The following is a 22,279-nucleotide window of genomic DNA, read 5'->3' as shown; positions in this document are numbered from 1 at the left end:
ACGGATATCGCACCGCGTCGGCGCCCGGCAACCTGGGCGGATGACCAACGAGCAGATCTGCGCCGGATCGGTGGAACCCAGCAAGGTCACGCGCGTCCTCACCGTGGTGACCGTCGTCGCGGGCGTTCTGATGCTGGTGGGCACCATCGCGGCGATAGCCGTCGTCGCCCTCCTGTCCTACGGCGTGAACTAGCGCCTGAGCGTCACGACCCCCGTACCGGCCGCCCGCCCGAGGTACCGGAAAGCGAACGGCAGGCCGTTCTCCAGGACGACGGGCCGTTCGAGAGCGACAGTCACGTCGCCCACGTGGAGCGGACGCAGCACGTCCATGTCCCCGGCGAGCGTCACCTCACCCGCCACCACGGCGGCACCGATGTGGAAGCGGAGTCGCGCACCGGTACGCACCTCGGCACCGCCGTCCTCCTCGGACAGCAGGGCGAGGGTCGCCGCGAAACGGGTGCACTGGCGGACGGACCCCGGCGCCACGAGCACCTGCCCCCGCTCGACCACGCCGACTCCCACCCCCCGTACCACCAGACCCACGTTCATGCCCGCACCCGCCCCGTCGACGGCCCGACCACAGTCCTCGACCTCCACGACGGTGACAACCACCTGACCCCCGAAGCCGACGAGCTCCACCACATCCCCCCTACGAACCCACCCCCGCCCGACCCGCCCGGCCACCAGCACCCCCCGGCCCCGGTCACGCCAAAAGACGTCCTCGACGTACATCAGGAACGGCGTTTCACCAGGTACGTCCATTCCCTGATTCTGACTCAGCCCCCTCCAACGGCATGGCCAGAGCACTTCGCCCCCACCGCCGAGCGCCTGCGGGCGGCCGGCGTGGCGTGGTGACCCCCGAACTCCACCGGGGCTCGCTGGCCGCCGACACCGTGGCGGTGCAGGCCGCCGTCGACGCGTTCGCGGAACCTCCCCTGGTCCTGGGCCACTCCTACGGAGGATCCGTCATCACCGGTCTGCTCCTACGGAGGATCCGTCATCACCGGTCTGCGCGGAGCCGCGCGGCTGGTCTACCTGGCGGCCTTCGTACCGGACACGGGGGAGAGCGCGGCCAGCCTGGGCGGTGCGTCCGATCAGTTGCGGTCGGCGATCGAGCCGCAGGACGACGGTTCCACACGCCTCGAACCCAGCCGGGCCGCTGACGCGCTGTACGCGGACTGCCCCCAGCACCTGGCCGCCCGGGCCGTGGCACTGCTGCGCGCCCAGGCACCCGGCTGCGGGCGGGGCGTCCCGGAGCGCCAGGGCTGGAAGCGCACCCCGTCCACGGTCGTCGTGTGCGCGGCGGACCGGGCGATCGCGCCCGCGCTCCAACGCGCCATGGCCGCGCGCTGCGACTCCGTCCGCGAGTGGCCGACCGGGCACTCCCCGTTCGTCGGCCGCCCGGAGGCGGTCGCTGAGCTGGTTCTGGAGTTGCTCGACGTAGTGCAGTGAGCGCCGGGCGCGTCCCCGCGGAATCGTTCGGCGCGCGGCAGGACTGCTGACGGCGTGTCGGGGGCGCTTCCCGGCGGTGGATCATGGCTGGAACCGCGCCGACCGGGAGGCGGGGGCCGGATCGGTGGCGTACCCCTCGTACTATCGGGAAGGCTAAGCGCTTGCTCGGGCCGGGAGGCTCGGGCGTCGCGAGACCCGTTCCTACCATCACGGCTGTTCCAGCGGCTGTGCCCCAGTGCTGAGGAGAGCCACATGGACCGCACGGACCACAGGGATCACAGCGTCCACAGGGCCGCGCCCGGGATCGGTCCGCTGGCCGGGGTACGCGTGGTCGAGCTGGCCGGCATCGGTCCCGGACCGTTCGCCGCCATGACGCTCGCCGACCTCGGCGCCGATGTCGTACGGGTCGACCGTCCCGGCGGCACCGGCCTCGGCATCGACCCCGCCGCCGACCTCACCAACCGCAACAAGCGCTCCGTCCTCATCGACCTCAAGACCCCCGACGGCGCCGCCCGCGTCCTCGACCTCGTCGAACGGGCCGACCTCCTGATCGAGGGCAACAGGCCCGGCGTCGCCGAGCGCCTCGGCATCGGCCCCGAGGAGTGCCTCGCCCGCAACCCCCGCCTGGTGTACGGCCGGATGACCGGCTGGGGCCAGGACGGCCCGCTCGCCCAGAGCGCCGGGCACGACATCGACTACATCGCCCTCTCCGGCGCCCTCTCCATGATCGGCGAGGCCGACGAGCCGCCCGCCCTGCCCGCCAACCTCCTCGGCGACTACGCGGGCGGCGCCCTCTACCTCGTCATCGGGCTGCTCGCCGCCCTCCAGCACGCCAGGACGCCGGACGGTACGGGCCAGGTGGTCGACGCGGCCGTGGTCGACGGCACCGCCCACCTCACCACCATGATCCACGCCATGATGTCCGCCGGCGGCTGGCAGGACCGGCGCGGAGCCAACCTGCTGGACGGCGCCGCCCCCTTCTACGGGTCGTACGAGACCGCCGACGGCGCGTACATGGCGGTCGGCGCCCTGGAGACCCGCTTCTACGACCGGTTCATCGAGCTGCTCGGCATCGAGGACGACGTCCCGGCCCGCAAGGACTTCGGACGCTGGGACGAGCTGCGCGCCGCCGTCGCCGCCCGCTTCAAGGAGCGGACCCGCGCCGAGTGGACCCGGGTCTTCGAGGGGACGGACGCGTGTGTCACACCCGTACTGACCCTGCGTGAGGCCCCCGCGCATCCGCACCTCGCGGTACGCGGCACCTTCACCGAGCACGCGGGTGTCGTCCAGCCCGCGCCCGCGCCCCGCTTCTCCGCCACACCGGGATCGGTCCGCACGGGGCCCGCGCTGCCCGGCGCCGACACCGCCGAGGTGGCACGCGACTGGGACCTGCCCACCCGCTGAACGGCCCGCCGCGCCCCGCAGGCACCCCCGCGGTCCGCAACCCCGCAACCCCGCCCGCCCCGCCCCAGTGACCGTCCACGGAAAGGCAGTTGCCGTGAGTACCGAAGCGTATGTGTACGACGCGATCCGCACCCCGCGCGGCCGCGGCAAGGCCAACGGCGCCCTGCACGGGACCAAGCCGATCGACCTCGTCGTCGGGCTCATCCACGAGACGCGCGCCCGCTTCCCCGGCCTCGACCCCGCCGCGATCGACGACATCGTGCTCGGCGTCGTGAGCCCGCTCGGCGACCAGGGCTCCGACATCGCCCGCATCGCCGCCGTCGCCGCCGGACTCCCCGACACCGTCGCGGGCGTACAGGAGAACCGCTTCTGCGCCTCCGGTCTCGAAGCCGTCAACCTCGCCGCCGCCAAGGTCCGTTCCGGCTGGGAGAACCTGGTCCTCGCCGGCGGCGTCGAGTCCATGTCCCGCGTCCCGATGGGCTCCGACGGCGGCGCGTGGGCCATGGACCCGATGACCAACCTGGCCACCGGCTTCGCCCCGCAGGGCATCGGCGCGGACCTGATCGCCACCCTCGGCGGCTTCACCCGCCGCGACGTGGACGAATTCGCCGCGCTCTCCCAGGAGCGAGCCGCCACCGCCTGGAAGGAAGGCCGCTTCCGGCGCTCCGTCGTACCGGTCCTCGACCGCAACGGACTCACCGTCCTCGACCACGACGAGCACCTGCGCCCCGGCACCACCGCCGACACCCTGGCCGCGCTCAAGCCGTCGTTCGCCGGGATCGGCGAGGCGGGCGGCTTCGACGCCGTCGTCCTCCAGAAGTACCACTGGGTCGAGGCGATCGACCACGTCCACCACGCGGGCAACTCCTCCGGCATCGTGGACGGCGCCGCCCTCGTCACCATCGGCTCCCGGGAGATCGGGGAGCGGTACGGGCTCACGCCCCGCGCCCGGATCGTCTCCGCCGCCGTCTCCGGGTCCGAGCCGACCATCATGCTCACCGGACCCGCCCCCGCCAGCCGCAAGGCCCTCGCCAAGGCCGGGCTCACCATCGACGACATCGACCTCGTCGAGATCAACGAGGCCTTCGCGGCGGTCGTCCTGCGGTTCGTGGGGGAGATGGGCATCCCCCTCGACAAGGTCAACGTCAACGGCGGAGCCATCGCCCTCGGCCACCCCCTCGGCGCGACCGGCGCGATGCTCGTCGGCACGCTCGTCGACGAACTGGAACGCCAGGACAAGCGGTACGGCCTCGTCACCCTCTGCGTCGGCGGCGGCATGGGCGTGGCGACCGTGCTGGAACGCCTCTGACCCGGCGGTCCCGCCCCCTCCGCCCCGCCGCGTCCCCATCGCCCCGCCCCCTACTTTCCGTCCGGCCCGTCCAGACCCCTACGGAGCAACGGAGCAGCAGCATGAACGAGTCCGCGTCCCCCACCATCCGCTGGGAGCAGGACAACACCGGTGTGGTCACCCTCGTCCTGGACGACCCGAGCCAGTCCGCCAACACCATGAACGAGGCCTTCCGCCGCTCCCTCGTCGCGACCGCCGACCGCGCCGAGGCCGAGAAGGACCAGGTCCGCGGTTTCATCCTCACCTCCGCGAAGAAGACCTTCTTCGCGGGCGGCGACCTCAAGGACATGATGAAGGCGGGCCCCGGCGACGCCCGGCGGATCTTCGAGGGCGGCCTGGTCATGAAGGACGCCCTGCGCCGCCTGGAGACCCTCGGCAAACCCGTCGTCGCCGCCCTCAACGGCGCGGCCCTGGGCGGCGGTTACGAGATCGCCCTCGCTTGCCACCACCGCATCGCGCTCGACGCGCCGGGCTCCCGGATCGGCCTGCCCGAGGTCACGCTCGGACTGCTCCCGGGCGGCGGCGGGGTGACCCGTACCGTACGGCTCCTGGGCGTCGCGGACGCCCTGCTCAAGGTGCTTCTCCAGGGCACGCAGTACACCCCGCGCGCCGCCCTCGACCAGGGTCTCGTCCACGAGGTCGCCGCCACCCGCGAGGAGATGCTCGACCGGGCGCGCGCGTTCATCGACGCCCACCCCGAGTCCCGCCAGCCGTGGGACGAGAAGGGCTACCGCATCCCCGGCGGCACCCCGTCCAGCCCGCGGTTCGCCGCCAACCTCCCCGCGTTCCCGGCCAGTCTGAGCAAGCAGCTCGCCGGCGCCCCCTTCCCCGCCCCGCGCAACATCCTCGCGGCGGCCGTCGAGGGCTCGCAGGTCGACTTCGCGACCGCGCAGACCGTGGAGTCCCGTTACTTCACCGAGCTGGTCACGGGCCAGACCGCGAAAAACATGATCCAGGCGTTCTTCTTCGACCTCAGGACCGTCAACTCCGGCGGCAGCCGCCCGCGCGGGGTCCCGCCGCGCGAGGTCCGCAAGGTCGCGGTCCTCGGCGCCGGCGCGATGGGCGCGGGCATCGCGTACGCGTGCGCCCGCGCCGGGCTCGACGTGCTGCTGAAGGACGTCACCCCGGACGCGGCGGAACGCGGCAAGGCGCACTCCGCGAAGCTCCTCGCGAAGGCGGTCGCCCGGGGCCGTACGACCGAGGCCGAGCGGGACCGGGTGCTCGCCCGCATCACCCCGACCGCCGACCCCGCCGACCTGGCGGACTGCGACACGGTGATCGAGGCGGTCTTCGAGGACTCGGCGCTCAAGCACAAGGTGTTCCAAGAGGTCCAGGAGATCGTCGCGCCCGACGCGCTGCTCTGTTCCAACACCTCCACGCTGCCCATCACGGCCCTCGCCGAAGGCGTCGCGCGCCCCGCCGACTTCATCGGGCTGCACTTCTTCTCGCCCGTCGACAAGATGCCCCTGGTCGAGATCGTCCGGGGCGGCCGGACGAGCGACGAGGCCCTGGCCCGGGCGTTCGACCTGGTCCGCCGGATCAAGAAGACCCCCATCGTCGTCAACGACGCGCGGGGCTTCTTCACCTCGCGGGTGATCGGTCAGTTCCTCAACGAGGGTGTCGCCCTGGTCGGTGAGGGCATCGCGCCCGCGTCGATCGAGCAGGCGGCCGCGCAGGCCGGCTACCCGGCCAAGGTGCTCTCCCTGATGGACGAGCTGACCCTGACCCTGGCCCGCCGCATCCGCGAGGAGTCGCGGCGCGCGGTGGAGGAGGCGGGCGGTACGTGGACCGGCCATCCCGCGGACGCGGTGATCGACCGGATGGTCGACGAGTTCGGCCGGACGGGACGCGGGGGAGGCGCCGGCTTCTACGAGTACGCCGAGGACGGCACCCGTACCCGCCTCTGGCCGGGCCTGAGCGAGCACTTCGCCCGCCCGCCCGCCGACACCCCGCCCGCCGGCACCTCACCCTCCTCCGACATCCCGTTCGCCGATCTCCAGGAGCGGATGCTGTTCTCCGAGGCACTGGACGCCGTCCGCTGCCTGGAGGAGAACGTCCTGACGTCCGTGGCCGACGCCAACATCGGCTCGATCATGGGCATCGGCTTCCCGGCCTGGACGGGCGGGGTGCTCCAGTACATCAACGGGTACGAGGGCGGCCCGGCCGGATTCGCCGCCAGGGCCCGGGAGTTGGCGGACCGCTACGGCGACCGCTTCACCCCGCCCGCCCTGCTGGTGGACAAGGCGGCGAACGGGGAGACGTTCACGGACGGCTAGCACGGACGGGCAGCGGTGTCAGTGGTGCCTCGTACGGTGGTGACATGTCGGGGATCACGTATGTACGAGGGGACGCGACCACGCCCCAGGGCAAGGGCCTCAAGCTGATCGCGCACGTCTGCAACGACCTGGGCGGCTGGGGGAAGGGCTTCGTCGTCGCGGTGTCCCGCCGCTGGCCCGAGCCGGAGAGGGAGTACCGCCGCTGGCACCGCGACCGCGCCCGGAACGACTTCGGCCTGGGCGCGGTGCAGTTCGTCCCGGTGGGGCCGTACGTCGAGGTGGCGAACATGATCGGCCAGCGAGGGATGCGGACGGGCAGCAAGGGGGTGCCGGTGCGCTACGAAGCCGTCGACACGGCCCTGGGGGCGGTGGCCGCCCGCGCGGCGGAGCGGGGCGCCTCCGTCCACATGCCGCGCATCGGCTGCGGGCTGGCGGGCGGGAAGTGGTCCAGGATCGAGCCGCTCGTGACGGCGCGCCTGGTGGCGGAGGGGATACCCGTGACGGTGTACGACCTCGATGCCTGAGCCCGGTCGCCGGGGCGGGCATGTCCATGGCCCAGCGCGTCCATGAACCACAACGGCCTTGTGCGTCAGCTGTATTGACACTCCTGTTTCCAGAGTTTTACGTTCCTTGTACTCAAGAGAGCGCTCTCCGACGACCCTTCCCCCCACGTCTTCGAGGTGCCGTCCCATGTCCTTCTCCCGTGCCCGGCCCGTCTCCGCGCTCGTGGTCGTCACCGCGCTCGCCGCCGTCGGCCTGGTCCCCGCGGCCACGCCCGCGGCGGCGGCCACCATCCCCGTCGGATCCGGCAGTTACTCCGACGCGCGCCCCGCGGGGACCTCCGGTCCCACCACCGGCACCGGGACCCCGGTCACGCCCAAGGTGACCACGGCCGCGCGGAACAAGCCGCTGCCCACCAACGACTGGTGGTCCTCGCTGGCCTTCCAGCGCTACGCCGACAACCCCTGGTCCACCCCGATGTACGGTCATCCGCTCACGTACCAGGCGGTGGCCGGCGGACTGGAGGTCGGGTACCCGACCACGCCGACCGTCAGCGGCGACGGCCGGCAGTACGAGTACGCGCACAAACGCGACCTCACCCTCGGGCTGACCGGGCTCAACTCCGCCGACACCAAGGCCGACGCCTGGTCCGACTGGACGGTCACGCCCTACTGGTCCGACGGCGCCCGCACCCTGCGCGCCACCATCGGCCACGGCCTGCCGTTCGTATACGCGAAGGGCACCGGCGGCGACGCCCGGATCACCACCGCCGCGGCCCCCGCCGTCTTCGCCGACCAGGGCAACGTCCTCGGCATCACCGTCGCGGGCCACCACTACGCGCTGTTCGCGCCGACCGGCGCCGACTGGACGGTCTCCGGTTCCACCGTCACGGCCGGCCTCGGCACCAAGGACTACTTCTCGGTCGCCGTCCTGCCCTCCACCGACGCCCTGGCCACGTACCGGAAGTACGCGTACAGCTTCGTCACCGGCTCCAAGGTGACGTGGAGCAACACGGGCGGCACGGTCAGGGCCACCTACAGCCTCACCACCGCGCCGCAGGAAGGCACCGAGACGGGCACGCTCCAGGCCCTCTACCGCCACCAGTGGCTGCACACCACCGACGCGCTGACGCCGTACACCTACGTCTCGCCGCGCGGCACGATGAAGGTCAGGGAAGGCGCCTCGTTCACCACGAGCCAGCAGGGCTCCGGGGTGCTGCCCACCCTGCCGCGTTCGACCGGCGTCGACCGGGCCCGCCTCAAGGGCTACCTGGACGAGGTGGCGAACGCGGCCGACCCGTTCTCCGGCGCGCGGGACACGTACTGGACGGGCAAGGCGCTCGGCAAGCTCGCCCAACTGGTCCCCATGGCCGACCAGATCGGCGAGACCGCCACCCGTGACAAGCTCCTCGGGCTGCTCAAGGGCAGGCTCCAGGAGTGGTTCACGGCCGGCGGCGCGAGCGAGTTCTCGTACGACCGGACGTGGAAGACGCTGATCGGCTACCCGGCGTCGTACGGCAGCGACACCGAGCTCAACGACCACCACTTCCACTACAGCTACTACGTGTACGCGGCGGCGATCGTCGCGCAGTACGACCAGCAGTGGGCCGCCGACCCGGCCTGGGGCGGCATGGTCAGGGCGCTGGTACGGGACGCGGCCAACCCGAGCCGTACGGACGCCGACTTCCCGTTCCTGCGCGGCTTCGACGTGTACGCGGGCCACAGCTGGGCCTCCGGCCACCAGGGCTTCGCCGCGGGCAACAACCAGGAGTCGTCGTCGGAGTCCACCAACCTCAGCGCCGCGCTGGTGCTGTGGGGCTCGGCCACCGGCAACAACGAGCTGCGTGACCTGGGCAGTTACCTCCTCGCCACCGAGTCGGAGGCGATCGCCCAGTACTGGTTCGACGCCGACCAGCAGGTCTTCCCCGGCTCCTTCGGGCACGACACCGTCGGCATGGTGTGGGGCAGCGGCGGCGCGTACTCCACCTGGTGGACCGCCAACCCCGAGGAGATCCACGGCATCAACGTCCTCCCGGTGACGGGCGGTTCGCTCCACCTGGCCCGCAGGAAGGACGCGATCACCCGCAACCTCGCCGAGCTGCAACGGGAGAACGGCGGCCCGGCCGTCGAATGGCGCGACATCCTCTGGGAGTTCGAGGCGCTCTCCACCCCCGCCACCGCGAAGACCAAGTGGGACGCGGGCAACGCCGGGTACGGCCCCGAGGCGGGCGAGTCCAGGGCGCACACGTACCACTGGATCAACACCCTGGCCGCGGTGGGCGCCCCGGACCTCACGGTCACCGGATCGATCCCGACGTCCGCCGTCTTCTCGAAGGGCGGGGTACGGACCTACGCGGCGCACAACTTCGAGTCGGTGGCCAGGACCGTCACCTTCTCGGACGGGGCCACCCTGACGGTCCCGGCCCGCTCGACGGCCAGCAGGTAGGCAGGAGTTCACCCCCCCCCGACGGCGGGTCCCGGCCGATGTCTAGGCCGAGGCCCGCCGTACCAGCGTCGTCGCGGTGATCACCGGATCCGGCGCCGGGGCCCCCGCCCGCTCGTGGTCCAGGCCGCGCAGCAGCAGCCGCGCCATCAGCCGGCCCTGGCCCTCGATGTCCTGCCGGACGGTGGTCAGCGGCGGGTCCGTGCCCTCCGCGATCGCGTCCATGTCGTCGAAACCCACCAGCGCCACGTCCCCGGGCACCGCCCGCCCACGCTCCTTGAGCACCCGCAGCGCGCCCGACGCCATCAGGTCGTTGGCCGCGAACACCGCGTCCAGGTCCGGGCACCGCTCCAGCAGCTCCGCCATCGCCCGCTCCCCGCTCGCCGCCGTGAACGCGCCCTCGGCGATCAGCGCCGGATCGGCGTCGGGCAGCACGTCCCGGTAGCCGTCGAGGCGGTCGGTGGCCGACGTCTGGTCCCGCGGCCCCGCGATGTGCGCGATCCGCCGCCGCCCCAGGTCCTCCAGGTACCGCACGGCGGCCCGCGCGCCCCCGCGGTTGTCGGCGTCGACGTACGGCACGGTCCGGTGCTCGGCGGGCTCACTCCAGTTGGGCCGGCCGCCGTACACCGCCGGGATCCCGGCGCGCCGGGTGATCGCGGGGATCGGGTCGTCGGTGTGCAGCGAGAAGGCGAGCGCGCCGTCCACGTGCCCGCCCGCCAGATAGCGCGCGATCCGGTCGTAGTCGCCCGGACCTTCCAGCAGGAGCAGCACCAACTGCGTGTCGTGCGCGGTCAGTTCCTTGCTGATGCCGCGGATCTGCTGGGAGAAGAAGGGGTCGGAGAAGATCCGGATCTCCGGCTCGGCGATGATCACCGCGACCGCGCCGGTCCGCCGGGTGACCAGGGTGCGCGCCGCGTGGTTCGGTACGTAACCCAGCTCCTCGACGGCCCTGGTCACCTTCTCCACGAGGGGCGGGCGTACGCCCGCGCCCCCGTTGACCACCCGCGAGGCCGTGGCCCGCGAGACACCGGCTCGGGCGGCGACGGCTTCCAGGGTGGGCCGGGCGCCTGCGAGCGACTCGGGCAAGGCGTGCTCCTCGTCGGCGGACATGGCGGGTTCGACCCGCCGTCGTACGACGCCAGGGTATCCGGCCCGCCCGCGCGTGAGAGCGCTTTCTCCCCGCCCCCGCGGGTGGCGGGGGCGGGGAGGAGTGACGGGCGTCAGCCGCCGTGGACCGAGTGGGTCGCGGCGATCCGCTTCCAGGACTTGGGAGGGACGGGGACGGCGGCGGCCCCGGCATCCCGCGCGGAGGCGGAGGCGGACGCGGCGGACGCGGGCGCCGATCCCGCCGCCGGCTTCGACGGCTGGAACAGCCACGTGTCGAACAGCGGGCCGAGCCGCTCGCCGGACACCCGCTCGGCGTACGCCACGAAGTCCGCCACCGACGCGTTCCCGTACGCCCGCTCCGCCGGCCAGCCCTTGAGGATCGCGAAGAAGTCCTCGTCACCGATCCGGTTCCGCAGCGCCTGGAGCGCCAGCGCGCCCCGGTCGTACACCGCGCCCGCGAACTGGTTCTCCGGCCCCGGGTCGCCCGGCTTCACCGTCCAGAACGGGTCGTCGGCCGGGTGCACCGCGTACACGTAGTCGGCCAGCTCCTGCGCCGTACCCTCGCCCTCCTTCTCCGACCACAGCCACTGGCTGTAGCTGGCGAAGCCCTCGTTGAGCCAGATGTCCTTCCAGCCCTTGACCGACACACTGTCCCCGTACCACTGGTGTGCCAGCTCGTGCACGACGACCGAGACGTTCGAGCCGCGCGCGAACTGCCGCGGGCTGTAGAAGACCCGGGTCTGCGTCTCCAGGGCGAACCCGCTGGGCACGTTGGGCACGTACCCGCCCACCGCGTTGAAGGGGTACGGGCCGAACACACCGCTCAACCAGTCCACGACCTCACCGGTGCGCTCCACACTCGCCCGCGCCGCGCCCGCGTTGTCGCCCAGGTCCTTGCTGTACGCGTTGACGATCGGCAGCCCGTTCGCCGTCGTGTCCGTCGTGATGTCGAACCTGCCGACCGCGAGGGTGGTCAGGTACGTCGCCTGCGGCTTGTTCGAGCGCCAGCTGTAGCGGGTCCAGCCCAGCTTCGACGTCTGCGACTGGAGCACCCCGTTGCTGATCGCCTGGGTACCGTCCGGCACCGACACCGACACGTCGAACGTCGCCTTGTCGAGCGGGTGGTCGTTGGACGGGAACCACCACGCCGCGGAATCCGGCTCCTGCGCCGCGACCCCGCCGTCCGGGGTGCGCTGCCACGCGGTGTAGCCGTCGACCGAGAACGACGAGGGCTTGCCCGCGTACCGTACGACCACCGTGGCCGACTGGCCCTGCTTCAGCGGGGTCGCCGGGGTGATCTCCAGCTCCTGGCTCCCGCTCTTCGCGAACGCCGCCTTCTTTCCGTTCACCAGCACCTCGTCGACTGACAAGCCGAAGTCGAGGTTGAACCGGGAGAGGTTCTGCGTCGCGGTGGTGAGCAGGGTCGCCGTGCCCTGGAGCAGGTCCGTGGCGGGCTGGTAGGTGAGCCGGAGGTCGTAGTGGGACACGTCGTACCCGCCGTTGCCACTGGCCGGGTAGTAGGCGTCGCCGATGCCCGGCGCGCCCGGGGCGAAGTCCGCGGCCGACGCGGGGACGGCCAGCAGGAGGGAGGCCGCCAGGACGCCGGGGACGATGAGTCTGCGGTGCACGAAGAGCTCCAAGGTGTGGGGGTCGAAGATCCCTCCGACTGTAGGCAGCGCCTCCCGCGTGGTCATGCTCATGGCTCCCTCCGTCACACGATTGCCATCCGACGGACACGGCACATCCCTTCACCCCCCGACTGCCCCCTGTCGCACGGGAGTTGACCCGGGTACCTTGCAGCCCCATGGAGATCCGTGCGCGGGGAGCCCGCTGGTCGTACAGAACACTGGTCGCGGCTGCCTCCGCCGCGCTGCTGGGGGTCCTGCTCACCCCGGCCGGGGCCCAGGGCGCACCACGCCCGGCCCACGACGCGGTGAAGGTGAGTCAGCCCGTCCACTCCTACGCGGACGCCGTCCGCGAGTCCGTCTGGGTGGACACCGGGCTCGACGGCGACGCCGACGGCGTGTCCGACCGCGTCGCGGTCGACATCGTCCGGCCCGCGGAACCGGCCCGGCAGGGCCGCGAGGTCCCCGTGATCATGGACGCCAGCCCGTACTACTCCTGCTGCGGACGCGGCAACGAGAGCCAGCGCAAGACGTACGACGCCGAGGGCAACCCCCTCTCCTTCCCCCTCCACTACGACAACTACTTCGTCCCGCGCGGCTACGCCTTCGTCGCCGTCGACCTCGCCGGCACCAACCGCTCCGACGGCTGCGTCGACGTCGGCGGGCGCTCCGACATCCAGTCCGCCAAAGCCGTCGTGGACTGGCTGAACGGCCGCGCCCGCGCCTACGCCACCCGCACCGGCACCACCCGCGTCACGGCCGGCTGGACCAACGGCAGGACCGGCATGATCGGGAAGAGCTACGACGGCACGATCGCCAACGGCGTCGCCGCCACCGGCGTCCGCGGCCTGGAGACCATCGTCCCGATCAGCGCCATCAGCTCGTGGTACGACTACTACTTCCAACAGGGCGCCCCCCTCTACGACTCCGGCCCCGAATGGCTCTCCGACTACGTGGAGAGCCCCGAGGCCCGCACCCGCTGCCAGGCCGTCCAGCAACGCCTGGTGGACGAGGCCCCCCGTACCGGCGACCTCACCCCGCTGTGGGACGAGCGCGACTACGTCAAGCACGCCGACCGCGTCACCGCCAGCGTCTTCGCCGTCCACGGCATGCAGGACCTCAACGTCCGTACGAAGCACCTCGGCCAGTGGTGGGACGCCCTCGGCGACGCGGGCGTCGAGCGCAAGATCTGGCTCTCCCAGACCGGCCACGTCGACCCGTTCGACTTCCGCCGCACCGAGTGGGTCGACACCCTCCACCGGTGGTTCGACCACTACCTGCTCGGTTACGACAACGGCGTCGAGCGCGCGCCCATGGCGGACATCGAGCGCGCCCCCGGACAGTGGACCACCGACCGGGTGTGGCCGCCCCGCACCACGGACACCACGACCCTGCGCCCCGCCCCGGGCCCGTCCGCCGGGGCCGGCACCCTCGGCCGCGCCCCCGCGCGGCCCGGCGCGACCGCGGCGTTCACCGACGACCCCGCCCTGGACGAGGACGACTGGGCGCGGGACATCGACCTGGACACCCCCGCCAAGGCCGGGTTCGTGACCCGCCCCCTCAGCCACGACCTGCGGCTCTCCGGCTCCTCCACCGTCACGGTCACCGCCACCCCGTCCACCGCGACCGCCCACCTCTCGGCGGTCCTCGTGGACCTCGGCCCCGACACGATCCGCGACTACAACGCGCCGGGCGAAGGCATCACCACCCTCACCGCACGCACCTGCTGGGGCCCGAGCACCCCCGCCGACAGCTCCTGCTACCGCGAGACCGCGCCCCGCACCGCCGACGTCGGCCACACGGTGTTCAGCCGCGGCTGGGCCGACCTCGGCACCTACGCGTCGGCCGGCCACGGCCGCCCCCTCACCCCCGGCAAGCGGTACACCCTCACCGTCGACCTCGCCGCGACCGATCACGTCGTACCGGCCGGCCACCGGCTCGCCCTGATCGTTGCCGGTACGGACCGCGGCCTCATCGACCCGCCGTCCACCACGCCCACCCTCACCCTCGACCTGGCCCGCACCTCCGCGCACCTCCCGCTCGTCGGCGGCGCGCGGGCGTTCACCCGGGCCACGACCGGCGCGGCCCCCACGGACCTCGCCCCCGGCCGGTCCCGCCCCGACGGCGTGGCCGAGCTCCGCCGTACACCCCCGATCCCCGGAGAGCGCTCCTGATGGTCCCCGGCTTCCGTACCCTCGCCCTCGCCGCCACCGCGGCCGCCCTGGTCATGCCCCTGACCGCGACCGTCCCGGCCCAGGCCGCCCACACCCCGCCCCGCACCCCGTTCGAGACCGGCGGCGGGGCCCGCTGGACCGGCCAGGCCGAGGAACAGGACTTCCTCGCCGCCGTCGACCGGGGGAGCGACCGCGCCTCGCTCACCACGATCGGGACGACCGCGCAGGGCCGCCCGCTCCAGCTCGTCCGGGTGGGCGCCGAACGGGCCCCCACCACCGTCCTGTTGGTGTGCAGCCAGCACGGCGACGAACCGGCGGGCCGCGAGGCCTGCCTCACCGAGGTCCGCGACCTCGCCTACACGCGGGACCGCGACACCCGGCGCTTCCTGGACCGTACGACCGTGCTCGTCGTCCCCACCGCCAACCCCGACGGGCGGGCCGCCGACACCCGGGGCAACTCCGACGGGGTCGACGTCAATCGCGACCACATCGCGCTGAAGACCGCCGAGGCCCGCGCGCTGGCCGCCGTCATCCGCGACCGGCGCCCCGACGTGATCTACGACCTGCACGAGTACGGCGCCACCCCGCCGTACTACGACAAGGACCTCTTCGACCTCTGGCCGCGCAACCTCAACACCGACGCCCGGGTCCACGACGAGTCGAAGACCCTCTCCGAGGCGTACGTCCGCCCCGCCGCGCGCGCCGGGGGCTTCTCCATCGGTACGTACGGCATCTGGACCGACCCCGTCACCGACGATCCGATCCGCCAGACCGCGGGCGACGGCCAGGAACGCATCCTGCGCAACGCGGCCGGGATCAAGCACGCCCTCGGCCTGCTCATCGAGAGCCGCACCGACCCGGTGACCGACGCCGAGAAGGCCGACCCCGCGCTGAACAACCGCCGCCGGGTGCAGAGCCAACTCACCGCCCTGACCGGCCTGTTCGACTTCACGGACCGGCGCCGCACCCGCATCGCGACCGCCACGGCCACCGCCAGGGCCGCCGGCCTCGCCGACCGCGGCCCCGTCTACCTCGGCGGCGCGGACAACGAACCCGCGCCCCCCGCGGCGATCCTCCAGGACCCACCCTGCGGCTACCGCCTGGACGCGGCGCAGTACCACGACGTCAAGGACGAACTGACCCTGCACGGCGTCCACTTCACCCCGACCACTACCGGCGCCTTCGTCCCCCTCCGCCAGTCACGACGCGCCCTGGTCCCCCTCCTCCTGGACGCCCGAGCCACCTACCACCTCACGCCCGCCCAGCCGGTGGAGAAGTGCTGACCGGACCGGCCGGGCCAGGACCCGCCACGAGCCGTGCCGCGTCCTCGGCGCAGCCCCAGGCCACCGTGACGCCCGCGCCGCCGTGGCCGTAGTTGTGCACCAGCCGTCCGCCGCCCGGCAGCGGGACCGCCTCCAGGCGGACCCGTGGCCGGGCCGGGCGCAGGCCCACCCGGTGTTCCAGGACCCGTGCGCCCGCCAGGTCGGGGCGTATCCGCGCGCAGCGCGCGACGATCGCCGCCGCGTCGGCCGGATGGGCGCTCAGGTCCCAGGCGTTGTCGGTCGACGTACCGCCGAGGAGGACCCCGTACGGCTGCGGCAGCATGTACGTCGTCTCCGCGGCGCCCGCGACGGCGGAGACGAACCACTCGTCGATGCCCGGGTTCGCCACCACCACCAACTGCCCGCGCACCGGCCGCACGGACGCGTCCGCCGCCAGCTCGCGCGCCCCGAGACCGGAGCAGTTGACCACCACCGGCGCCTCGGCGGCCGGTTCGCGCAACGCCGTGGCCGTCCGCACCTCGACCGTGCCGCCCGCCGCCCTCAACCGCCCCTTCAGGTACCGCAGATGGGTCGGCATGTCGATCAGCGGAACGGCCGCCCGCAGCCCCTGCCGGTAGCCGTCGGGCAGCTCGTCCTCGCGGGCCTCGCGCAACTCCCCGAGCCGGGACGCCCAGGACCCGAGGCCGTCCGGCGAGGTGTCCGCCATCACCCCGGGGACCACCCGGACCCCCGTCTCGTCCGGCCGCCGCGCCATCTCCTCGTACCGGGTCAGCGACTGCTCCAGCCACGCGCCCACGAGCCGCTCGGGCTCGATGCGGTACGGCCAGAACAGCGCGCCGGCCACCGCCGACGTGGTCCGCGCGACCGGGTCGCGCGTCCACAGCCGGACCCGGCGGCCGTTCTCCGCGAGCACCAGCGCGGTGGTCAGTCCGATGACCCCGCCCCCGACCACGATCACATCGCCGTTCATGCCGGGACCGTAGCCGAAATCCGCCGGGAGGGTGGTACGGGTGGCCGTCCTGGACGCCCTCCCGTACCACCCCGTTAGGATCAACGGTCTGATGACTGCCACGCTCGTAGCCAAGGACCTCGCCGCGGGACACGGCGACCGCTCGCTCTTCTCCGGACTCGACCTCGTGGTCGCCCCGGGAGACGTGATCGGGCTCGTCGGTGCCAACGGCGCCGGGAAGTCGACCCTGCTCCGGCTGCTCGCCGGACTCGACACCCCCGAGGAGGGGGAGCTGAGGCTCTCCCCGCCGACCGCCGCCGTCGGCCACCTCCCGCAGGAGCCGGAACGGCGCGGCGGCGAGACGGTACGGGCCTTCCTGGGCCGCCGCACCGGTGTCACCGCCGCGCAGACCGCGCTCGACGAAGCCACCCAGGCGCTGGTGGACGGTGCCCCCGGCGCGGACGACGCGTACGCCACGGGCCTGGACACCTGGCTCGCCCTCGGCGGCGCCGACCTCGACGAACGCGCGGAGGAGGTCGCCGCCTCCCTCGGCCTCACCGTCGACCTCGACCAGCCCATGACCACCCTGTCCGGCGGCCAGGCCGCCCGGGCCGGCCTCGCGTCCCTGCTGCTCTCCCGCTACGACGTCTTCCTGCTGGACGAGCCGACGAACGACCTGGACCTCGACGGGCTCGAACGTCTCGAATCCTTCGTCTCCGGACTGCGCGCCGGTGTCGTCGTGGTCAGCCACGACCGCGAGTTCCTCGTCCGTACGGTCACCAAGGTGCTCGAACTCGACCTCGTCCAGCAGAAGATCACCCTCTTCGGCGGCGGGTACGAGGCGTACCTGGAGGAGCGCGAGACCGCGCGGCGCCACGCCCGCGAGGAGTTCGAGGAGTACGCGGACAAGAAGTCGTCCCTGGAGGCCCGCGCCCACACCCAGCGGTCGTGGATGGAGAAGGGCGTCAAGAACGCCCGGCGCAAGGCCACGGACAACGACAAGATCGGCCGCAACCTCCGGACCGAGTCCACCGAGAAGCAGGCCGCGAAGGCCCGCCAGACCCAGCGCATGATCGAGCGCCTCGACGTGGTCGAGGAACCCCGCAAGGAGTGGGAACTCCGGATGGAGATCGCCTCCGCGGACCGCTCGGGCGCCGTGGTGGCGACCCTGAACTCCGCGCAGGTCGCCCGCGGCGACTTCCGCTTCGGGCCCGTCACGCTCCAGGTCGACCGGGGCGACCGGGTCGCCATCACCGGCGTCAACGGCTCCGGCAAGTCCACGCTCCTGGCCGCGCTGTTGGGCCGTCTGCCGCTGGACGCGGGGCACGCGACGCTCGGCTCCGGTGTGGTGGTCGGCGAGGTCGACCAGGCCCGCGCGCTGTTCCACGGCCAGGACACCCTGCTGGACGCCTTCCGGGCGGCCGTCCCCGACACGGAACCGGCGGAGATCCGCACCCTCCTCGCCAAGTTCGGCCTCAAGTCGCACCACCTGTCCCGGCCGGCCACGACGCTGTCGCCGGGGGAGCGGACCCGCTCGGCGCTCGCCCTCCTCCAGGGCCGCGGAGTGAACCTCCTCGTCCTGGACGAACCGACCAACCACCTCGATCTCCCCGCGATCGAGCAGCTCGAATCCGCGATGGACTCCTACGACGGCACGCTCCTCCTGGTCACCCACGACCGCCGCATGCTGAACGCGGTCCGCACGACGCGCCGCCTGACGGTGGCGGGGGGCCGGGTCACGGAATCCTGAGCGGACGTACGGGGATGTAACGGGGACGTGCGCGTACGTCCCCGTACGGCCCGTATCCGCCCCGCATGCGGACCCGGCGCCCTGCGGATACGATCATCGGAATGACATGACGCCCGCCACAGCCCTGCCCGGTCGCCGGTTCCCCCCGGCGGCCGGATCGCTGAGGGAGGTCCGATGCTCAGAGCGAGTGTTGTCGTTCCGGTGTACAACGCGGGAGAACACCTCGACCGGTGTGCCGCGTCCCTGACCACCCAGACCCTGTCGCCCGACAGCTACGAGATCCTCTTCGTGAACGACGGGTCGACCGACGACTCGGCGGACCGGCTGCACAGGATCGCCTCCGAGCACGCCCATGTACGCGTGCACCACCAGGAGAACTCCGGCTGGCCCGGCAAACCCCGCAACGTGGGGGTCGCGCTGGCCCGCGGCGCCTACGTGCAGTTCGTCGACCAGGACGACGAACTGGCGCCGGAATCCCTCGAACGCCTTCTCGCGCTCGCGGAGCGCAACCAGTCGGACATCGTGCTGGGCAAGGTGTTCGGCACCATGGCGGGACCGAGCAACGTCTTCAAACGGACAGTTGAACGCTGCACCGTCAAGGACGCCCCGCTGATGGAGAGCCTCACCCCGCACAAGATGTTCCGTACGTCCTTCCTGCGGGAACACGGCATCACGTTCCCCGAGGGCCGGGTGCGGCTGGAGGACCAGCTGTTCATGGCGCGTGCCTACGTACGGGCCAGGACGGTGTCCATCCTCGGGGACTACCCGGCCTACCAGTGGGTGCGCCGGGAGGACGGCGGGAACAACAGCGGGGGCGCCACGACCGCCACGGACTACTACGGGCACCTGCGCGCCGTCGTCCGGGCCATCCACGAGGGCACCGAGCCCGGCGAACTGCGCGACCACCTGCTGCGGCGCTCCTACCGGGTGGAGCTGCTGCGGCCGGTGACCGAGCCGCGTGTCCTCCAGCGCAAGGGCAAGCACCTGGCCGAGTACTTCGACGTGGTCCGCCGCATGGCGCTGGAGTGCTACCCGCCGGGCGTCCGGCAGGGCCTGCCGGCCGTCACCGGGCTGCGCGCGGCCCTCCTGGAGGAAGGCCGCCTGGACTCGCTGGTCGAGCTGGCCACCAGGACGCGCCGGATCAAGCCCAGGGTCGCGGTGGAGCCGCCGGTGTGGCGGGACGGCAAGCTGGCGGTACGGGTCGTCGTCCACCACGTGCGCGGCGACGGCGAACCCCTCGGCCTCGTGCGCCGCGACGGCGACTGGTACCTGGACCCGGAGCTGCTGCGCGGGATCGAGGGCGCGGAGGACTGGAAGGTCGAGGACCCCTTCGCGTACGCGGCGGGCGAACTGCTCCTCCAGGACACCACCACCGGGCACTGGTGGTACCCGGACGCCGAACTGACGCCGTCGCTGCGGGCGCTGGGGGACGGGCGCCACCAGGTGGTCATGGAGGGGGAGACCCTGATCGACCCGGCGCTGCTGTCGGGCGGGGAGCCGCTGGCGCCCGGCCACCACGAGGTGTGGCTGAACTCCCAGATGCTCGGCGTCGGCCGCCGGGCCCGGGTGGCGTCCCACTCCCGCCCCCACGTGGCGGTGGGGCGGGCGGGCGGCCAGGTGGTGGCGCCTCGCTGGGCGGGCCCGCACGCCCAACTCCGCCTGACGGCAGGGGGTGTCGGGGCCCGCCCGCTGACCCTGGTACGCCGCACCCTCGCGGCGACGGCATCCCACCCCGGGGGGCGTCGCGTGGCGCTTCGGGTGGGGCGGAGTTTGCCGCGCGGGGCCCGCCGAAGGGCCCGCACGTGGGCGTCCCGCACCCACAAGTGGTCCCTGTCCTGACCGGCCGCGGCTTACCAACTGTCCTCAATCGCCGGACGGGCTTGATGGTGCCCGCTGCGGCCCGGATCCGACCCTCGGCTCGTCGCCGGGGGTCGGCCAGGGGCCGCGTCCTGCACTGCATGTTTTACGTCGCGCGCAACCACTTGCCAACGGCAACCCCCATCACGCGACACAAAACACGCTCTACGTTCCGGACACGACCCCTGCCCGCCCCCCTTCCAGGCGCGCGTCCAAACAATGGGGCCCGCCCCGGGCTTGTTTTTAAGCCCGTCCGGCGTTTGAGGACATCCTTGACCCGCACGGGCAACGGGCCCGGGCCACCGCAACGGTCACAGCCCGGGCGCAACCCCCTCCAGCCCGTCCGGCGCTTGAGGACACGGGTGGGCCGCGCGCAGCGCGGTGGTGAACCAGGCGAAGATGGGGGCGAGACTGGGCGCCGGCGGCCAACCGTTGATGGTCGACAGAAGCTGCCAGTAGCGCTCAGCCCTAGGATCCGCACCCGTCTCCAGCCGAGTGACCAACCACCCCCGCATCTCGGCACCATCAGCCCGCCCGAACGCCTCCGCGTAGAGCCCGACAAGCGCATCCACCACGGGCGCCGCCCCCTCGGACGCAGGCGCGATCCCCGCCGCGAGAGCCCCCTCCACCCGCTCCCGCACCGCCGCGGTCAGATCGTGATGCAGACCGGTCGTGTCCCCCTCCGCCCGCTCCGCCGCCTGGTGCTCGGCCATGCGCCGGACGGCGGCGCGGAAGTCCGTGTCCTGGCAGAGTTCTCCGAGCTCGACCCACGCCTCGACCTGTTCGGGTGAGGGATCGTCCGGGAGTTGCGGCATGGCCGCACGCATCATGGCCACGAACTCCGGGCTGGCATCGAGCCCGCCGAAGGTGTCGTCGATGAAGTCGTTGACGAGCCGCTGCCGTTCGCTGTCGGAGAGCTTGGCGAGTCTGTGCATGAGATTCAACTCCTCAGGTGTGGGACCACGCTTGGCCACCGCCCTCAGCACCGCCCGCCGCAGACGCAGCGTACGAATCTGCACGTCCAGGGCATCGGCGTGCGCCGAGGCCACCTCCGGGACGGAGACCTCCCGGTCGAGGACCTTCCTGATGGCGGAGAGGTCGAGCCCGAGGTCGCGCAGGGTGCGTACGAGGTCCAGTCGTGCGACGGCGTCGATGTCGTAGAGCCGGTAGCCGGCCGGGCTCCGGTCGGTCGGCGGCACGATTCCCGCGTCGGAGTAGAACCGAATGGTCTTCACCGTCAGCCCGGTACGCCGAGCAAGGTCACCGATCGCGTAGAGCGCGTCACCGTTCATGTGCTCCACCTTGCGGTCTCCCCCCACGGGAGACTCAAGCGTTCAGGACGGCCGTGGCCGGGATACTTCCCGAATGGACAGACCAACAGCTCCGTGGCGCAACACGACGCATGACTGGACGAGCACCGTGGACGCCCCGCACCTCACGCGTATCCGCGACGACCGACCCACGTTCGCACCGGGCGGTACGAGGCACCTCATCCTCGAAGTTGTCGCCTACGCGGCCGACGAGGCGGAGGCGCGGGGTGCCGGAGCCTGCGTGATCACCCTCCACGCCGACGGATCGGTCTCGATCACGGACAACGGCCGAGGCACTGACACCCGCGCCGACGACCACGGCCGAGCCGTGAAGAAGCCCGTGATGGCGTCCAAGGACCTTCGATTCTTCGACCACCCCGAGGCCCAGTCGCTTCCCGACGGCCATCCACGCCGCGGCATGTCCGTCGTCGCCGCGCTCAGCGAATGGCTCGTCCACACCAACCGCCGCGCGGAAGGAGCCTGGACCCAACGCTACGAGTCCGGCATCCCCACGACGGACCTGACACCGATCGCTGCCGACGGCACGACAGGTACCACCGTCCACTTCCGCCCGGACGACCCCGTACGCGCGGTGGCCCGCCCCCTGGTGGACGAGCTGTCGCAGCTCGTCACACCCTGGCCGCACCTGTCCGTAGAGATCGCCGACCGCCGAGGCGGCTCCCCGGCGGTGTGAGGGGGGTGGGGTCGGAGGAGGTGCGTGTGTCCGGACGTAGAGCGTGTTTTGTGTCGCGTGACGGGCGTTGCCGCCGACAACCGGTTGCGCGCGACGTAAAACATGCA

Annotated in this window: 15 protein-coding genes and 2 pseudogenes; 12 read left to right on the top strand and 5 right to left on the bottom strand. The window is 72.5% G+C overall.

Annotated elements, in window-relative coordinates; translation table 11 throughout:
- The first annotated feature begins 40 nt into the window (after positions 1–40).
- A complete protein-coding gene (locus HA039_RS04475; RefSeq protein WP_167024078.1) occupies positions 41–193 on the top strand; it encodes a hypothetical protein in 153 nt (50 codons plus the stop codon).
- On the opposite strand, the gene HA039_RS04470 is transcribed toward HA039_RS04475, so the two are convergent.
- Positions 190–762 carry an EF-Tu C-terminal domain-related protein gene (locus tag HA039_RS04470; RefSeq protein WP_167036200.1) on the bottom strand — a complete coding sequence of 191 codons (573 nt, stop codon included), beginning with the start codon at positions 760–762 and terminating at the stop codon, positions 190–192. The two genes, HA039_RS04475 and HA039_RS04470, sit on opposite strands and share 4 nt — an antisense overlap.
- Before the next feature lie 3 nt (positions 763–765).
- Between HA039_RS04470 and HA039_RS04465 the strand changes: the two are divergent.
- From HA039_RS04465 to HA039_RS04440, 6 genes and pseudogenes are all read left to right on the top strand, one after another.
- Positions 766–1,452, top strand: a pseudogene (locus tag HA039_RS04465) (alpha/beta hydrolase).
- 252 nt (positions 1,453–1,704) lie between these two features.
- The gene (locus HA039_RS04460; RefSeq protein ID WP_167024075.1) at positions 1,705–2,856 is read left to right on the top strand and encodes a CaiB/BaiF CoA transferase family protein; all 1,152 of its coding nucleotides are present in this window, start codon (positions 1,705–1,707) and stop codon (positions 2,854–2,856) included.
- A gap of 94 nt (positions 2,857–2,950) precedes the next feature.
- On the top strand, positions 2,951–4,165 hold the full coding sequence (locus HA039_RS04455; protein ID WP_167024072.1) for an acetyl-CoA C-acetyltransferase: 1,215 nt from the start codon (positions 2,951–2,953) through the stop codon (positions 4,163–4,165).
- Positions 4,166–4,266: 101 nt separating this feature from the next.
- Positions 4,267–6,480, top strand: coding sequence for a 3-hydroxyacyl-CoA dehydrogenase NAD-binding domain-containing protein (locus HA039_RS04450; protein WP_167024069.1), 2,214 nt, complete (start codon positions 4,267–4,269; stop codon positions 6,478–6,480).
- Between the two features lie 44 nt (positions 6,481–6,524).
- Positions 6,525–7,004, top strand: coding sequence for a macro domain-containing protein (locus tag HA039_RS04445; RefSeq protein ID WP_167024066.1), 480 nt, complete (start codon positions 6,525–6,527; stop codon positions 7,002–7,004).
- A 166-nt stretch (positions 7,005–7,170) separates the two neighbouring features.
- Positions 7,171–9,420: pseudogene (locus HA039_RS04440) on the top strand (glycosyl hydrolase); the annotation flags it as partial.
- Between the two features lie 48 nt (positions 9,421–9,468).
- On the opposite strand, the gene HA039_RS04435 reads toward HA039_RS04440, so the two are convergent.
- Together HA039_RS04435 and HA039_RS04430 are read right to left on the bottom strand one after the other, a co-directional pair.
- Entirely contained in the window at positions 9,469–10,509 is a 1,041-nt protein-coding gene (locus tag HA039_RS04435) for a LacI family DNA-binding transcriptional regulator (RefSeq protein ID WP_167036197.1), read from the bottom strand.
- Between the two features lie 134 nt (positions 10,510–10,643).
- Complete coding sequence (locus HA039_RS04430) at positions 10,644–12,158, bottom strand: M1 family metallopeptidase (RefSeq protein ID WP_167036195.1); 1,515 nt, start codon at positions 12,156–12,158, stop codon at positions 10,644–10,646.
- 176 nt (positions 12,159–12,334) lie between these two features.
- On the opposite strand from HA039_RS04430, the gene HA039_RS04425 reads away from it, so the two are divergent.
- Together HA039_RS04425 and HA039_RS04420 are read left to right on the top strand one after the other, a co-directional pair.
- Positions 12,335–14,329 (top strand): Xaa-Pro dipeptidyl-peptidase, encoded by a 1,995-nt coding sequence (locus HA039_RS04425; RefSeq protein ID WP_167024060.1) that lies wholly within the window; start codon positions 12,335–12,337, stop codon positions 14,327–14,329.
- On the top strand, positions 14,329–15,612 hold the full coding sequence (locus HA039_RS04420; protein WP_167024057.1) for a M14 family metallopeptidase: 1,284 nt from the start codon (positions 14,329–14,331) through the stop codon (positions 15,610–15,612). The genes HA039_RS04425 and HA039_RS04420 overlap by 1 nt, the downstream gene beginning before the upstream one ends.
- On the opposite strand, the gene HA039_RS04415 is transcribed toward HA039_RS04420, so the two are convergent.
- Entirely contained in the window at positions 15,581–16,582 is a 1,002-nt protein-coding gene (locus tag HA039_RS04415) for an NAD(P)/FAD-dependent oxidoreductase (protein WP_167024053.1), read from the bottom strand. The two genes, HA039_RS04420 and HA039_RS04415, sit on opposite strands and share 32 nt — an antisense overlap.
- 91 nt (positions 16,583–16,673) lie before the next feature.
- Between HA039_RS04415 and HA039_RS04410 the strand changes: the two genes are divergently transcribed.
- Positions 16,674–18,311, top strand: coding sequence for an ABC-F family ATP-binding cassette domain-containing protein (locus HA039_RS04410; RefSeq protein WP_167024050.1), 1,638 nt, complete (start codon positions 16,674–16,676; stop codon positions 18,309–18,311).
- A gap of 174 nt (positions 18,312–18,485) precedes the next feature.
- The gene (locus tag HA039_RS04405) at positions 18,486–20,150 is read left to right on the top strand and encodes a glycosyltransferase (RefSeq protein WP_167024048.1); all 1,665 of its coding nucleotides are present in this window, start codon (positions 18,486–18,488) and stop codon (positions 20,148–20,150) included.
- 329 nt (positions 20,151–20,479) lie between these two features.
- Here the strand turns inward: HA039_RS04405 and HA039_RS04400 are convergent, their stop codons facing one another.
- Complete coding sequence (locus tag HA039_RS04400) at positions 20,480–21,460, bottom strand: MerR family transcriptional regulator (RefSeq protein ID WP_167024045.1); 981 nt, start codon at positions 21,458–21,460, stop codon at positions 20,480–20,482.
- A 73-nt stretch (positions 21,461–21,533) separates the two neighbouring features.
- Between HA039_RS04400 and HA039_RS04395 the strand changes: the two genes are divergently transcribed.
- A complete protein-coding gene (locus HA039_RS04395) occupies positions 21,534–22,172 on the top strand; it encodes an ATP-binding protein (protein ID WP_167024042.1) in 639 nt (212 codons plus the stop codon).
- Positions 22,173–22,279: the final 107 nt, after the last annotated feature.

This window comes from Streptomyces liangshanensis, assembly GCF_011694815.1.
Lineage (GTDB): Bacteria > Actinomycetota > Actinomycetes > Streptomycetales > Streptomycetaceae > Streptomyces > Streptomyces liangshanensis.
Note: the sequence above shows the minus strand (reverse complement) of the source record. Positions and strands in the feature narration are given on the sequence as shown.

What these genes read in the sequence shown, in the direction of transcription:
- HA039_RS04415 (WP_167024053.1), bottom strand. Translation starts at nt 16,582, where the DNA reads ATGAACGGCGATGTGATCGTGGTCGGGGGCGGGGTCATCGGACTGACC.
- HA039_RS04445 (WP_167024066.1), top strand. Translation starts at nt 6,525, where the DNA reads ATGTCGGGGATCACGTATGTACGAGGGGACGCGACCACGCCCCAGGGC.
- HA039_RS04450 (WP_167024069.1), top strand. Translation starts at nt 4,267, where the DNA reads ATGAACGAGTCCGCGTCCCCCACCATCCGCTGGGAGCAGGACAACACC.
- HA039_RS04420 (WP_167024057.1), top strand. Translation starts at nt 14,329, where the DNA reads ATGGTCCCCGGCTTCCGTACCCTCGCCCTCGCCGCCACCGCGGCCGCC.
- HA039_RS04395 (WP_167024042.1), top strand. Translation starts at nt 21,534, where the DNA reads ATGGACAGACCAACAGCTCCGTGGCGCAACACGACGCATGACTGGACG.
- HA039_RS04470 (WP_167036200.1), bottom strand. Translation starts at nt 762, where the DNA reads ATGGACGTACCTGGTGAAACGCCGTTCCTGATGTACGTCGAGGACGTC.
- HA039_RS04405 (WP_167024048.1), top strand. Translation starts at nt 18,486, where the DNA reads ATGCTCAGAGCGAGTGTTGTCGTTCCGGTGTACAACGCGGGAGAACAC.
- HA039_RS04410 (WP_167024050.1), top strand. Translation starts at nt 16,674, where the DNA reads ATGACTGCCACGCTCGTAGCCAAGGACCTCGCCGCGGGACACGGCGAC.
- HA039_RS04460 (WP_167024075.1), top strand. Translation starts at nt 1,705, where the DNA reads ATGGACCGCACGGACCACAGGGATCACAGCGTCCACAGGGCCGCGCCC.
- HA039_RS04475 (WP_167024078.1), top strand. Translation starts at nt 41, where the DNA reads ATGACCAACGAGCAGATCTGCGCCGGATCGGTGGAACCCAGCAAGGTC.
- HA039_RS04400 (WP_167024045.1), bottom strand. Translation starts at nt 21,460, where the DNA reads ATGAACGGTGACGCGCTCTACGCGATCGGTGACCTTGCTCGGCGTACC.
- HA039_RS04425 (WP_167024060.1), top strand. Translation starts at nt 12,335, where the DNA reads ATGGAGATCCGTGCGCGGGGAGCCCGCTGGTCGTACAGAACACTGGTC.